The sequence below is a fragment of the Gallintestinimicrobium sp. genome (assembly GCF_046968865.1).
In the GTDB taxonomy this organism is placed as follows: Bacteria; Bacillota; Clostridia; order Lachnospirales; family Lachnospiraceae; genus Gallintestinimicrobium; species Gallintestinimicrobium propionicum.
In genome coordinates this window covers 45227-59170 of sequence record NZ_JBKVPW010000018.1, presented here as the reverse complement: position 1 = coordinate 59170, position 13944 = coordinate 45227, and the positions used below count along the sequence as shown (strand labels likewise).

The 13944-nt window shown below is 50.4% G+C and carries 11 protein-coding genes; 5 read left to right on the top strand and 6 right to left on the bottom strand.

Annotation, left to right across the window (positions count from 1 at the left end; genetic code table 11):
* Positions 1–147 precede the first annotated feature (147 nt).
* The 3 genes from tpiA to gap form a co-directional block, all read right to left on the bottom strand.
* Entirely contained in the window at positions 148–897 is a 750-nt protein-coding gene (gene tpiA / locus ACLTOQ_RS13985) for a triose-phosphate isomerase (protein WP_117959478.1), read from the bottom strand.
* Positions 898–917: 20 nt separating this feature from the next.
* Positions 918–2144 (bottom strand): phosphoglycerate kinase, encoded by a 1227-nt coding sequence (locus ACLTOQ_RS13980; protein WP_021914618.1) that lies wholly within the window; start codon positions 2142–2144, stop codon positions 918–920.
* Positions 2145–2275: 131 nt separating this feature from the next.
* Complete coding sequence (gap, locus tag ACLTOQ_RS13975; protein ID WP_117959476.1) at positions 2276–3295, bottom strand: type I glyceraldehyde-3-phosphate dehydrogenase; 1020 nt, start codon at positions 3293–3295, stop codon at positions 2276–2278.
* Positions 3296–3510: 215 nt separating this feature from the next.
* Between gap and ACLTOQ_RS13970 the strand changes: the two genes are divergently transcribed.
* The gene (locus tag ACLTOQ_RS13970) at positions 3511–4329 is read left to right on the top strand and encodes a histidinol-phosphatase HisJ family protein (protein ID WP_412319703.1); all 819 of its coding nucleotides are present in this window, start codon (positions 3511–3513) and stop codon (positions 4327–4329) included.
* A 97-nt stretch (positions 4330–4426) separates the two neighbouring features.
* Here the strand turns inward: ACLTOQ_RS13970 and ACLTOQ_RS13965 are convergent, their stop codons facing one another.
* Genes ACLTOQ_RS13965 through ACLTOQ_RS13955 form a run of 3 tightly spaced genes read right to left on the bottom strand, consistent with a single transcriptional unit; the run spans position 4427 to position 10269 of the window.
* Positions 4427–5257 carry a hypothetical protein gene (locus tag ACLTOQ_RS13965; protein ID WP_021914615.1) on the bottom strand — a complete coding sequence of 277 codons (831 nt, stop codon included), beginning with the start codon at positions 5255–5257 and terminating at the stop codon, positions 4427–4429.
* Positions 5258–5277: 20 nt separating this feature from the next.
* Entirely contained in the window at positions 5278–6696 is a 1419-nt protein-coding gene (locus tag ACLTOQ_RS13960; RefSeq protein WP_412319701.1) for a DUF5716 family protein, read from the bottom strand.
* Between the two features lie 12 nt (positions 6697–6708).
* Positions 6709–10269, bottom strand: a complete 3561-nt coding sequence (locus ACLTOQ_RS13955; RefSeq protein ID WP_412319699.1) for a DUF5717 family protein — start codon at positions 10267–10269, stop codon at positions 6709–6711.
* Between the two features lie 177 nt (positions 10270–10446).
* On the opposite strand from ACLTOQ_RS13955, the gene ACLTOQ_RS13950 reads away from it, so the two are divergent.
* The 4 genes from ACLTOQ_RS13950 (at position 10447) to ACLTOQ_RS13935 (ending at position 13900) form a co-directional block, all read left to right on the top strand.
* Positions 10447–10815 carry a GntR family transcriptional regulator gene (locus tag ACLTOQ_RS13950; RefSeq protein ID WP_021914612.1) on the top strand — a complete coding sequence of 123 codons (369 nt, stop codon included), beginning with the start codon at positions 10447–10449 and terminating at the stop codon, positions 10813–10815.
* Positions 10812–11531, top strand: coding sequence for an ABC transporter ATP-binding protein (locus ACLTOQ_RS13945; RefSeq protein WP_262585803.1), 720 nt, complete (start codon positions 10812–10814; stop codon positions 11529–11531). Before ACLTOQ_RS13950 ends, ACLTOQ_RS13945 begins: the two co-directional genes overlap by 4 nt.
* Complete coding sequence (locus ACLTOQ_RS13940; protein WP_412319697.1) at positions 11516–12340, top strand: hypothetical protein; 825 nt, start codon at positions 11516–11518, stop codon at positions 12338–12340. The genes ACLTOQ_RS13945 and ACLTOQ_RS13940 overlap by 16 nt, the downstream gene beginning before the upstream one ends.
* A 291-nt stretch (positions 12341–12631) precedes the next feature.
* The gene (locus tag ACLTOQ_RS13935) at positions 12632–13900 is read left to right on the top strand and encodes a peptidoglycan-binding protein (RefSeq protein WP_412270010.1); all 1269 of its coding nucleotides are present in this window, start codon (positions 12632–12634) and stop codon (positions 13898–13900) included.
* Positions 13901–13944: the final 44 nt, after the last annotated feature.

The following is a 13944-nucleotide window of genomic DNA, read 5'->3' as shown; positions in this document are numbered from 1 at the left end:
TCGGCAACCATCTACCCTTGCGCCGAGTGCGCATCCTCGCGGAGCGTTTTTTATCATATGGAAATGAAGTTTTCATACGATAAAAAAGGGCTGACGCCCGACAAATATTGCCGAAGCGCCAGCCCTGTCTCTGCACAAAGTCAGATCTTATTTGTAATTTACAATTTTGCCAAAATCAGCCTTCAGAGATGCGCCGCCAACCAGACCGCCATCGATATCAGGCTGTGCAAACAGCTCTGCTGCATTGCCGGCATTTACAGAACCGCCGTACTGAATACGAACAGCTTCTGCAGTATCGGTATCATACATCTCAGCGATGCACTCACGGATACCCTTGCAGACTTCTTCTGCCTGCTCGGTGGTAGCAGTCTTGCCGGTACCGATTGCCCAGATAGGCTCGTATGCAATAACCATGCCCTTAACCTGATCTGCGGTAACATCAGCCAGATCAGATTTGATCTGCAGACGGATCCAGTCCATGGTAACGCCCATTTCTCTCTGCTCCAGAGTCTCGCCGCAGCAAAGGATCGGGATCAGACCTTTTTCCAGAGCCTTCTTCACCTTCTTGTTCAGCAGGCAGTCACACTCTTTGAAGTAGTCACGTCTCTCGGAATGACCGATGATAACGTATTTTACGCCAGCATCCAGCAGCATGTCTGCAGAGATTTCGCCGGTGTAAGCACCCTTTTCTTCGAAGTACATGTTCTCTGCGCCAACTTCAACGTTTGTGCCTTTTACAGCTTCTACTACAGGTACGATGTCGATTGCAGGTACGCAGTAAACTACGTCTACATCGTCAGATTTTACAAGGTCTTTTAAGGTATTGCACAGTTCTACAGCCTGGCTGGGAGTCATGTTCATCTTCCAGTTGCCGGCTACGATCTTTCTTCTTGCCATGATAAATTGGTCTCCTTTGTTTACTCTTTGTCGTCTGCTGCTGCTACGCCGGGAAGCTCTTTGCCTTCCAGGAATTCCAGGGAAGCGCCGCCGCCAGTGGAGATGTGGCTCATCTTGTCAGCGAAACCAAGCTGGTTTACAGCTGCTGCGGAGTCACCGCCGCCGATGATGGTGGTAGCATCTGTTTCAGCCAGAGCCTTCGCTACAGCGATAGTACCTTTTGCCAGAACAGGGTTCTCGAATACACCCATAGGTCCGTTCCAAACAACAGTCTTAGCTGTCTTAGCAGCCTCTGCGAACAGTTCTGCAGATTTCGGTCCGATATCCAGGCCGATCTTGTCAGCAGGGATATTCTCAACATCAACATAGTCAACCGGGATCTCAGCATCGATCGGGTTCGGGAAAGCGTCAGCTACAGCTGCGTCTACAGGCAGAATCAGTTTCTTGCCCAGCTTCTCAGCCTTAGCCATCATTTCCTTACAGTAGTCGATCTTCTCTTCGTCAACCAGAGACTTACCGATCTCAAGACCCTGAGCCTTTAAGAAAGTAAATGCCATACCGCCGCCGATGATCAGAGTGTCGCACTTCTCCAGCAGGTTGGAGATAACGTTTAACTTATCTGCAACCTTAGCGCCGCCCAGAATCGCTACGAAAGGTCTAACCGGGTTCTCAACTGCATTGCCCAGGAAGTTGATTTCTTTCTGCATCAGATAACCAACAACATTGGAGCCGCCTTTTTCGGTGATGAACTTGGTCACGCCTGCAACAGATGCATGTGCTCTGTGAGAAGAACCGAATGCATCGCATACATAATCATCAGCCAGATCAGCCAGCTCTTTGCTGAACTCTTCGCCGTTCTTGGTCTCTTCTTTGCCGCGGAAACGGGTATTCTGCAGCAGAACAACATCGCCGTCTTTCATTTCAGCAACAGCCTTGGTAGCTGCTTCGCCGGTTACATTGTAATCTGCAACGAATTTTACCTCTTTGCCCAGCTTCTCGGACAGTCTTACTGCTACAGGAGCTAAAGACTCGCCTTCGTTGGGGCCGTTCTTTACTTTGCCCAGATGAGAGCAAAGGATAACCTTGCCGCCATCGTTGATCAGCTTCTTGATTGTAGGAAGCGCTGCAACGATACGAGTTTCATCTGTGATCACGCCATCCTTTAACGGAACGTTAAAGTCGCATCTTACCAGAACTCTTTTGCCTTTTACGTTGATGTCATCAACGGTTTTCTTGTTTAAGCCCATGATAGGAACCTCCTGAAATTTTAACTGTTATCGTATGGAAACAAAGTTTCCGATACGATGAAAAGAGGCCCGGTCCTTCTCAGACCGGACCTCCAATGGCCTTTGTCTTATACGAAAAAGCCTAACGCCAATTAAGCGTTCAGCAGTTTGCCGAAGTGCTTGATGGTACGAACCATCTGGCTGGTGTAGGAGTTCTCGTTGTCGTACCAGGAAACAACCTGTACTTCAGACAGCTCGTCGTTGATAGGCAGAACCATGGTCTGAGTTGCATCGAACAGAGAACCATATCTCATGCCAACGATATCGCTGGATACGATCTCATCGGTGTTGTAACCGAAGGACTCATTAGAAGCAGCCTTCATAGCGTCGTTGATTGCTTCCTTTGTAGGGTTGCCCTTAACAACTGCAGTCAGAATGGTGGTAGAACCTGTAGGGGTAGGTACACGCTGAGCGGAACCGATCAGCTTGCCGTTCAGTTCAGGGATAACCAGGCCGATTGCCTTAGCTGCGCCAGTGCTGTTAGGAACGATGTTAACAGCTGCTGCACGGGATCTTCTCAGATCGCCTTTTCTCTGAGGGCCATCCAGAGTCATCTGATCGCCAGTGTAAGCGTGGATGGTGCACATGATACCAGACTGGATCGGGAAGCTGTCGTTCAGAGCCTTAGCCATAGGTGCCAGACAGTTAGTTGTGCAGGATGCAGCGGAGATGATGGTATCTTCGTTGGTAAGGGACTCATGGTTTACATTGTAAACGATAGTAGGCAGATCGTTGCCTGCAGGAGCAGAAATAACAACGTGCTTAGCGCCTGCATCGATATGAGCCTGAGCCTTAGCCTTAGAGGTGTAGAAGCCGGTGCACTCCAGAACTACGTCAACACCGATCTCGCCCCAAGGAAGCTCTGCTGCGTTAGCCTTAGCGTAGATCTTGATCTCTTTGCCATCAACGATGATGGAATCTTCGCCTGCTTCAACCTTATCAGCCAGTGCATATCTGCCCTGAGTGGAATCATATTTCAGTAAGTGAGCCAGCATCTTGGGAGATGTCAGGTCGTTGATTGCAACGATCTCAAATCCTTCTGCGCCAAACATCTGTCTGAAAGCCAGACGACCGATACGGCCAAAACCATTAATTGCTACTTTTACTGCCATTTTAGTTTCCTCCTAAAAATGTTTTGAAATTCTTTTGTCAGACAAGCTGTCCGATCAAAGGGCAGTGTGCTTGACAAAATTTTATCAGCACAATTATTCTACCTAATTTGTTTCAAAATATCAAGATGTAAAATTAAAAATATTGGAAACATACGTCGTTTTTATGCTATACTTTGGAATGAAAAATCAACAAACACCAACAGGAGGAGTTTTTCATGCCAATTTTAGCAGACTATCATATGCACTCCAGCTTTTCCGGAGACTCCAGAGCGCCCATGCAGGACATGGCAGCGCGCGCCATCGCACTCGGTTATCAGGAAATATGCTTTACCGAGCATATGGACCTGCACTATCCTGCTTCCGAAGAGTGTCCCGAAGACATGTTTTTATTAAATACCGATTCCTATCTCTATGATCTGCTCCGCGCCAGGGAGAAATTCGGGGAACAGATTAATATTAAATTCGGCGTTGAACTGGGACTCCAGCCAGATTACCTCAAAGAAATTTCCGACTACGCAAGATCCTATGATTTTGACTTTATCATCGGCTCCACCCATGTCGTACAGCATCAGGATCCTGCTTTTCCCTCTTATTATGAAGGAATCTCAACTGAGGAGGGCTACCGCGCCTACTTTAATGAAATCCTGACATCCATCCGCTCCTTTACCAATTTCGATATTTACGGACATATCGACTATGTGATCCGTTACAGCAAAACAAAGGATTTAAACTACTGCTATGGGCAGTATGCAGATATTTTTGACCCCATCATTGAAACGCTGATCGCCAACGGCAAAGGCATCGAAATCAACACCGCCGGTCTGGATAAAGGCTTAAAGGAACAGCATCCCTGCACCGAATTCATCCGTCAGTACCGCAAAAAAGGCGGTGAGATCATCACAGTCGGCTCCGATGCACACCGCCCGGAGGATATTGGACGCCATTTCGACCGCGCGGCTGACGTGCTGAAAGCGTGCGGATTCTCTTATTACTGCACATTTGAGAAACGGGTACCGGCTTTTCATAAGCTGTAAATACAAGCCGCCAGGAATTTTTATGTTCCTTTTACAGAAAAGATGAGGCAGCTGCACTGACGTGTGGCTGCCTCATCTTACGATAACAACTCCGGTATCACGAAACCGCTTCCCGGTATTCTTTTTCCAGCTCTTTGATTTTATCTGCCAGCTGCTTTTGGCAAATATCTCCGGAACCATTTTGCAAAGCCCCCTCCATGGACGCACAAAAGGCCTGTCCTGGCGTACCCTGCCATTTCTGCCTGCAGTCCTTTAGCTGTTCCTCCACCAGAAGCGAAATCTGGTACAGCTCTGGATTTTTCGCCAGAAAATCCACATATTCCTGCTCAGACAGTCCCATCCGTTTTGCCGCCAGAAATCCGGCCGCGCTTCTTTTATCCCGCAGAAGCTTCCACGCTTTTTCATACGCGGCAGCCGCCCGATCGAACAAAAACAGACCTGCATAAGCGCAGCCCGCATTATGATACACACTCCCGACGATCTCCGGCTTTGCGCCGGTCAGCTGTTTCATCAGCGGCTCATATTCCTGCAGCGCGCGGAAATATTTTCCGGATTCGAGGAAATAATCCCCCCGTGCCTTCGCCCGGTCGGTTTCGTTGTTTCCCGCATTCGTCTGCAGGATTTTCTGCACCTGCAGCGCCTGCTCCTGCGGACAGTATCCGGTATACGAAAACAGACATGCCGCAAACGCCGTCACACAGTCCTCTTCTTTCAGGCTGTCATTTAACAGCACCGCAAGCTTTGGCAAACCGCACTGCTGCGCAACCCAGTCGATCAGCTCTTTTGTCAGCAGCTCCGGCTCCATTATCCATGCGTTTTCCCGAATAAAATAGCACAGTTCTTCGATATTCCAGATATGTACTTTTGCTTTTTCAAAATAGTAGGGCAATTCTGCGTTCTGCCCCAGACACAGATATACACGTCCCATGATTTTCCTCTAAAATTCGTCTATGATTCTGCCAAAACCGGCGGCGCAGCGGATTTTGCATCAGCGCCTGCTGCACTCTGTTCTGACGCCACAGTTGCAGTGTCTGTCGTATCGGCACCTGCTGACGCCTGGGCTGCAGTGCTGCTGCCTGCCGCAGTATCCGGCTGCCCGATCGAAATCGTCTTCTCCCAGAACTGGTGCGTCGCCGGGAAGAACTCTCCGAAGCCGAAATCTTCCATGTTCAGGCGCAGCGTCGTCAGATCCGCCATGTCGATCTGCAGGTGGATACGCGTTGTGCGCGCCGGACGCTGTGGAAGTCCGGTCAGCGCGATCTCCACATCCCGGATCTCGCCGCCGTTTAGCGGTGTAATCCGCAGTGAAAAGCGATTCTCCTCTTCCAGTAAGAAGTCGATCTCCGCCTTTGCATCGTACCAGTTTGTCCCGGCATCCAGAAGCGGCTGGCAGCTGTCCTGTCCGCGCTTTTCCACATACAGGCTGATGTTCGCCTTTAACATGTCTTTTCCGAGGAACACATAGTCTTCAGAAACACTGCCGGGCGTCATACGCTGACGCGCCGCATAACAGGCTCCCTTGCTGTAAAGGTTGTTGCCCAGAAACACCCGGCGTTCCTGGCATAGAAACCGCAGCGATTCCTGATACCATTCTCCCAAAAAGCCTTCGCCAATCAGGTAGACACAACTAATATTTCTATCGCCGATCACCGCTTTCATTGTCTCTAAAAAGCACTGATCCAGATCTTCTCTGCCTGCCGCCACTTCCTTCCAGTCCGCTTCCTCCACAAAGCAGGCAACCGGAGATGTTTTCCGGTTTGCCGTAAACAGAAGCGTGTGCAGAAACGTGCCGGAAAAATCACACAGAAGCACGTCCTGTTTCCAGAGCTCTTCGGGTTGGCAGATATTATAATAGAAAAAACTCTCCGCGCGTCCGATCAGAAACAGACTCGTATTTTTCAGACCGAGCATGCCGACCGCATCCGTCACCGCTGACAATACGGGGACTGACACCTCCGGTACAGAAAAGACGAGCGCCTGCAGGCGTTCCGGGCGCACGATCGGTGCAAGCAGCGACATCGTCCGTTTTAAAAACAGAGAAAGCAGTGCAATCGAACTATAGTTCTGTCCTCCTACCTCCACCATTTCCTGGTGTGCTGCCTTCGTCAGCAGTCCGTCAGCGAGAAAAACCTCTCCAGTCGCTGCCGCTGCCTGCGCTTTCGGTCCGTACACCCAAAGGTCTTGATCGGTATACCGTCCCAGCAGCGCCGGAATCAGATACTGCTCCTGATCCGCCTGCAGGCTGATCGTCTTTGGACAGGGTTCTCCCGGCAGACAATAGCTGATTTGCGCATATGCATCCGTCAGATCATAGCCTGCCGTTGCCTGCCGTTTGTTTTCTTCTTTTTCCCTGTGTTCTAAAAACATATCTCCTTCTCCCTATTTCAGCATTCCAAACAGCCGTTTTGCACAAAACGCGGTATACAGGTAGTTTTGCGTCCGCTCCTTCTGCGCCGATAAATCCTCCTGCAAAAGCTGTGCCTGTGCCATTTCATAAAGCCATGCGTACCTGCCCTGCATTGCCTCTGCGGCTTCCTCCTGCGCAAGCAACATGCCATTTTCCAAAATTTTCTCCGGCCTTTCGGACACTGTGATATAATACTGCAGCCGCTCTCCCGGAAACAGAATAAATCCCGCCGCATAAATGCCGTCGCAGACGCATGGAAGCTCCATTTCATGATACTGCGCTTCCGCCAGTTCTCCTTCCACTCTCCGATAGTTCAAAACCAGCTGTTTTTCGGGTTCTCCCTCATATACGACAAAGGTTTTGTCCAGAATCTCCCAAACCTCCGGCACAAGGTCTGCAAACTGCTGCAGCACCGGAAGCAGGCAGTTTTCTTCAAATAGCTCCCTGATAATTTTAGCCACTTGACCGCGGTTTTTTTCCTCTAACATGCCTTTGTTTTTGGCGTAATACTGCAGCGCCGCAATTTTGCACAGCCTGCTTACCTTTGCACCCCATCTGCAGAGCCGCAAAATCATCTGCACCATATATCGGTGGATCGGTTGCTTTAAAATCACATTTGCATAGGCGCAGCGGTACAAAAATGCCTCTTCCAGCTCCGGACTGCCGCCCGCACTGATATAATCCCGCAAAAGATCCATCCGCTCCGTCACATCCTGCCCGGTAAACAATAGCTGAACCAGCAGCTTCCTGTTGATTTTCCAGATGTCGATTTCAAAATTTTTTGCCGCCTGCAATAGCACTTCCAGCTCGCTGCAGCTTCCCTCGTAAGCATCCGCCAGATACTGTAAAATCCGATCGTCATATTTTCCGTTCAGCGCAGCCTGCGCACACAGAAGCATCAGGCGCTTTTCTTCGAGATGGCTTTCTTTTGCCAGAAGTCTGCTGCAAAGGCGCATCAGCTCCGCCGGCTCAAGTTTGCAAAAGCATTGACCGGCAAGCCACTCATATGCTTTGTCATAAAAACCGTGCAGAATCATCAGTCGCGCCATGCAGAGCCTGTCCTTTTCCGCAATCTGCTCTTTGGACAGTGTCCGCAAAAAGGCGTTCAGCTCCTTATTTTTCTCCTGTTCGGACAGCCACACCGCCAGCCGGCAGCGAAGCTCCTGCCCGTAAACATCCTCCAGCTGTCTGTTTGTACAAAGCTTCGTCCAGACGGCGATCTGATCGAGTTCCGAAAGCTTTCTTTTTTCCGCTTCCAATAAAAACGCAATGCTCTCTGTGCCCCATTCCCGCAGTGCTTCCATTCCCCAGGCAGAAACCACATCCTGAAACGAAAGCAGCTCTTTCCTGTCAACAGTCACCAGACAGCGGTTCTGCTCTTCGTCTTCTGTAAAAAGCAAATCCTCCGGATCGTAAACAGACACGCAGGCTTTTCCATCCTGCAGCCAGTAAGTCTCTTCGCCTTTCAGTCTGCGATGAACGATGATCAGCTTGCGGCACTCCTTGCGGTTCAATACAACTTCAGTGCTTCCGAGCAGTGAAGTAATCGTCTCCCCCTGCGTTTTGTCAAGCGCCAACGCCGGCAAATTTTCCCTGTACAGCCAAGACAAATGCCGGTTGATTCTTCCCTTATTCAGACAGTCCAGCAGAAAATGGTCCATCTCCGGCTTGTAGGTGATGTAAAGCTCCGGGTCCTTTGTCTTGCATCGCTCCACGCACGAATACAGCCACGCCGCATATTCCCAGTCCAGGTTGCACTGGTAGGCAAAATACAGCAGCACGCTTTTGGGCGGCTCAATATCCCGCGACAGATCGGTGCTCAACAGATAATATTCATACAGACGCGTGACGCGCAGCTTGTTTTCCACACCTCTTTCATACCAGACATGCCACTTTTGCTCGCATTTGTTTCCTTTGATCAATAACGAACAGATCGCCTGCAAAATGGCTGGGGACTGCTTTTTTTCCCAGCTGCGCTCCAGAATTTCAAACAAAACCGGCTCGAAATATTTTTCCCGGCAGGCAAGCTCTGCAGCCTGTCCGCAGAGATTTTCATTCAAAAGCCCTTTCCGTGCGCCATAAACTAAAACCCTGCGCACAATCGGGTCTAGCCCCGTCAAAAGCGCCGGATCTGCGTTCAGCAAAAGCACCGCTTCCTGATACAACAGCGGGCTTACGCAGCCTTTCTGGAACTGTTCCTGCAAAAACTGCCACTTCCGATAGGTGCTCCGGTTGATCTCATGGGATAAAAACAGCATCAGCCACGCAATCCGCCATTCTTCCGGGTAACGGGTATAAATTTCCTCCACCCGCGCGGCGGCACGCTTCACATACTCCTCGCGCTTATCGTACAGTGTCGTCAGATACAGATAATAGCTGACGACCGCCGGGCTTTCTCCCTCCAGCATCGGGCGCAACTGTTTTAACATCCAGCCGGCCTCTTCTGTTTTGTTTTCCGTCAATAACAGCTGTGCGGAAAAAAGCTTTGGCACGATACTTTTCCGATCCAGGACAGCCAGCTCTTCCACACATTCCCGCACCTTTTCCTGCCAGTCTGCCAGGTCGATCTGCTTTGCGCGCAGCTTTAAATAAAGCTCTGTCAGACGGATCGTATATTTTTTCTGGCGGCTTTTTTTTTCGGTTTCCGCAGACAATCCCGTTTTCCGGCGGGTCGCTGTGACACCGACCAAAAAGCTGCCCCGGCTCCACGAAACCGTTACCGTCCCGAAATTTTTCCCGTCATGGAGCTTTTCTTCCGATATATAAACCGGCAGGCGACAGAGATTGCCTAAAAAGTCATCCTCCCCGATTCTGTTTTTTTCCAGAAACAAAAAATCGTCCTCTGTCTGTACCTTCAGGCTGACCGGTCCCCAGCCATTTTTTAAAATCTGCAGCTCTTCCCGTACCGTTTCCTGTACGTCTTTGACCTGAATTTCCGGTTTGGCAGCAGTAAAGGTCAGTGCCTGCTTGCAGCCGGTTTCCTCCAGAAATGTCTCGACGTTGGAGCTGTTATAGTATCCGGCGGACAGCCCCCGGTACAAAAGCCAGGTCTTTTCGCCTTCTTTTTTACAGATTTCTGCAAACGGTTTGCTGTAAAAAAACTGTACCGCCGTTTTCCAGTCCGTGCGCGCAAGCTCTGTAAATCCGGCAAGCGTCGAGACTTTTCCTGCAATTCCTGCTGCCGCCTCTCTGCGCACCGTCACCTTCCACGGCAACGTGTATTCCCCGTAGTCCGATACGATCAGGAACTGTCCCTGCAGGCTGTCGCCCTCCTGCAGCCCGTCTGCACAAAATCGGTACACGATTTTCTCCTGCACGCCGTTGAACCACTCCGTTTTACACTCCATCCGCTCATCCTTTGTCAGGACATAGCCCTGTGCCGGGATTCCTTCCTGTGATGCAAAAATGGTAAACGCGCCCTCTGCAGCTTCCCCCGGCGCAACAGACAGCGCTGCCAACCGAACAGAAAACGTCAGCTTTCCTTCTATTCTGCGGTATTTTTCTGTCAGAATCTGCTCTTCCAGTCTTCTCACTTGCGTTCCCCTTTCTGCACAATTTTGCCTGCCAGGACGCTCCCGATCAGGCGGTCATTTCCAATAGTCTTACCTTTTATATTACCCTATTTCCGAATATCGCGCAAGGGATTGACAAATGGGTTCCGCTTAAGTATTATTGTATTAAATCAATCATACAAGCAAGGAGGTGTTCACATGCCATGGGAACTTGATTCAGACAGACCTATTTACGCCCAGATTGTTGACCGGCTCAAGCATGAAATCGTATCCGGATTCTATCCGCCCGGCTCCCGGCTTCCCAGTGTCCGCGACCTCGCTGCACAGGCAAGCGTCAATCCGAACACCATGCAGAAAGCCTTCACCGAGCTGGAGCGTACCGGTCTGATTGTCACGCGTCGCACCAGCGGGCGGACGGTCACCGAAGATACTGCTTTGATTGAACAGGTGCGCAGTGAGCTGGCAGAGCTTCAGATCAGTCAGTTTCTGACGCGGATGCAGCATCTCGGCTATCAGAAAGACGATAGTATCCGGCTGCTTTTGGCCAAAAAGGAGGAAAATTCATGACACAGACATCCGATACCCTGCTCCGTCTGCAGGACGTCAGCAAGCGCTTCGGCAAAAAAACAGCGCTTGACCATATCAGCCTCGAAATCGCTCCCGGCAGGATGGTCGGGCTTTTAGGCTCCAACGGCAGCGGCAAATCCACACTGATCAAACTCATCAACGGACTTTTGGTACCCTCGTCCGGACAAATTTTCATCTGCGGCCAGGCTCCCGGTCCCGAAACCAAGGCGATCGTTTCGTATCTGCCGGAGCGCACCTATCTGCCCGATACTGTCCGGGTAAAGGGACTGCTCTCTTTTTTCAGGGATTTTTATACAGACTTTGACGCTGCAAAGGCGGAGGAAATGTTGCAAAAGCTCGACATCGATCCGTCCAGCCCCTTAAAGACGCTCTCGAAGGGAACCCGTGAAAAGGTGCAGCTGATCATGGTCATGAGCCGCCGCGCCAGGGTCTATATTCTGGACGAGCCGATCGCCGGCGTCGATCCCGCCGCGCGTGATTACATTTTAAAGACCATTATCCAGGATTACAGCGAGGATGCGTCAATTCTGCTCTCCACACACTTGATTGCGGACGTCGAGCAGCTTCTGGACGATGTTATTTTTCTGAAAGACGGACAGATCATTCTCTCTTCCAGCGTGGAGAAGATCCGGGACACCCGCCATCAGTCCGTAGACTCTTATTTCCGGGAGGTATTCTCATGCTCACAAAACTGATTTCCCATGAATGGAAAGATACGTTTAAAGTTCCTGCCCTTCTGCTCACTATCACGGTACTGCTTTCCGCCGCCAGCCTCGTATACTTCTCCGTTGCTGACCAGGCTAGCGCCGGCACAGATCTCAATGTGCGAAACTTTGTACTTTACATCGCATACATCCTGATTCTCAGCGGTCTTTCCATGATCCTGACAATCTATTTTGCTATCCGTTTTTATAAAAATCTCTATACCGACGAGGGCTATCTGATGCACACGCTCCCTGTCAAGCCCTGGATGCTGATTGTCTCCAAGCTGACCATCGGAACCATCTGGTTTTATCTGATCGATTTGTTGTTGGTTGGTGCAATTACCTTGATCACCTTGATTGCCCTGCCCACAATGGCATATTTTTCTCCGGAAGATCTGTTGGAGCTTCGGACAATGTTCCAGTCGTACCACACGATTTTCACTGTTCCATCCATACTCTTCCTGGCAATTCCCGTGATGATCATCAGCTCTGTCTTTTCCCTGCTTACCATCTATGCCTCGATCTCTTTGGGACAGCTGTTTTCCATCCACAAGGTGCTCGCATCCATCCTGTGCTATCTCGGGCTGAGCACCATCCTTTCGACCGCTATGATGCTTCTGACTACGCCTACGACCGCAGGCGTGTTCATCCTTCAATCGACTTCTGCGAATCCGATGACTGATTTTGCCTCCATTTACTGGTCAATTATGCTGATTTCCCTGTTCGCAAATCTGGTTCTATGCGTTCCTGCTTTCTGGATCTGCAACTATGTAATGAAACGTTGTCTGAATCTTGATTAAACGAATCAACTGTACGCTTTGTAAAAGATCCGGTTATCCGGAAAAAACAACGCCCGCCAGGTTATCGTATAACCGACGGGCGCTGTTTTTTTCGTTTGCGCAGCTTTCGGCTTTGGCTGGTGTTCGGCACGGGCTTTGATCAGAGTCCGTTGCAACCAGCGTTCGATATATGTCGATCGCAGCGCTGCTGGCAGGTTTTCGGCGGCTGACGTTTAGAGCAGACCATCGTATCATTTTTTCTATCTCCGGCATATCTTATTATCACATATTCTGGATATGAGAGGTACTTTTATGCCACAGCTTTCCTGTGCTGCAGCAGAAGAAACCGGTTATCCCGGCTCCCTGATGATCTGCGTAACTTCTTCTGTCGGTTTTTTCCCGGTTGTGGGCGCTGCTGTTACGATCTCCGACAGTGCTTCCCCGGAACAGATTCTTGAAACTCTTACTACCGATGAATCCGGACAGACAACGTCCGTCCTGCTGCCTGCGCCCAATCCCGCCTATTCCCAGAGTCCTTCCAATCCGCGGCCATACACCGATTATATAATCGAAGTACAAGCGGACGGTTACGAGCCCGTCCGTATCAACGGCGCTGAAATTCTGCCGGACGAATCCAGCATTCTTCCGGTTTCCATGACACCCACCGCAGTTTCCGACACTCCCGAAGAACAGGACATTTTCATCCCGGATCACACGCTTTACGGTGAATATCCTGCCAAAATCCCGGAAGCTGAGATCAAAACCGAAGCCGAAACCGGAGAAATCGTCTTAAGCCGCGTCGTCATCCCGGAATATATCATCGTCCACGACGGTCTTCCCGACGATTCCAGCGCTCCAAACTACTATGTCCGCTATAAAGACTATATCAAAAACGTCGCTTCTTCCGAAATCTATGCAACCTGGCCGGAGAGCACTATCTACGCCAACATCCTCGTCATTCAGTCCTTTACCCTGAATCGTGTATACACAGAATGGTATCGTGCAAAGGGCTATTCCTTTACCATCACCTCTTCCACCGCCTACGACCAGAAATTCATCTACGGCAGAAATATCTACAGCAACATCGACCGCCTCGTGGACTCCATTTTTGCAAATTATCTCTCCCGACCCGGCGTGCGGCAGCCGATCTTTACCAGCTATTGCGACGGAAATCGCGTCAGCTGTCAGGGTCTCTCCCAGTGGGGCTCCAAATATCTCGGTGATCAGGGCTACAGCGCGATTGAGATCATCCGCTACTATTACGGCAACGACATGTATATCAACGCAGCCCAGGCCATCAGCGGCGTCCCATCCTCCTGGCCTGGTTATGACCTGACAATCGGTGCATCCGGCACAAAGGTTCGACAGATGCAGGAGCAGTTAAACCGCATTGCACAGAACTACCCTGCTATCCCGAAAACCTCTGCCGACGGTATCTTCGGTCCCCAGACCGCTGCACAGGTGCGGGCTTTTCAGCGTATCTTCAACCTCCCGGCAACCGGAATCGTGGATTATCCGACCTGGTATCAGATTTCAAACATTTATGTGGCAGTCAGCCGTATCGCAGAGCCAGGGACGTAATGGCAGGATTCTCCGCCTGCGGCGGGTCGCGCAAGCGACATTCT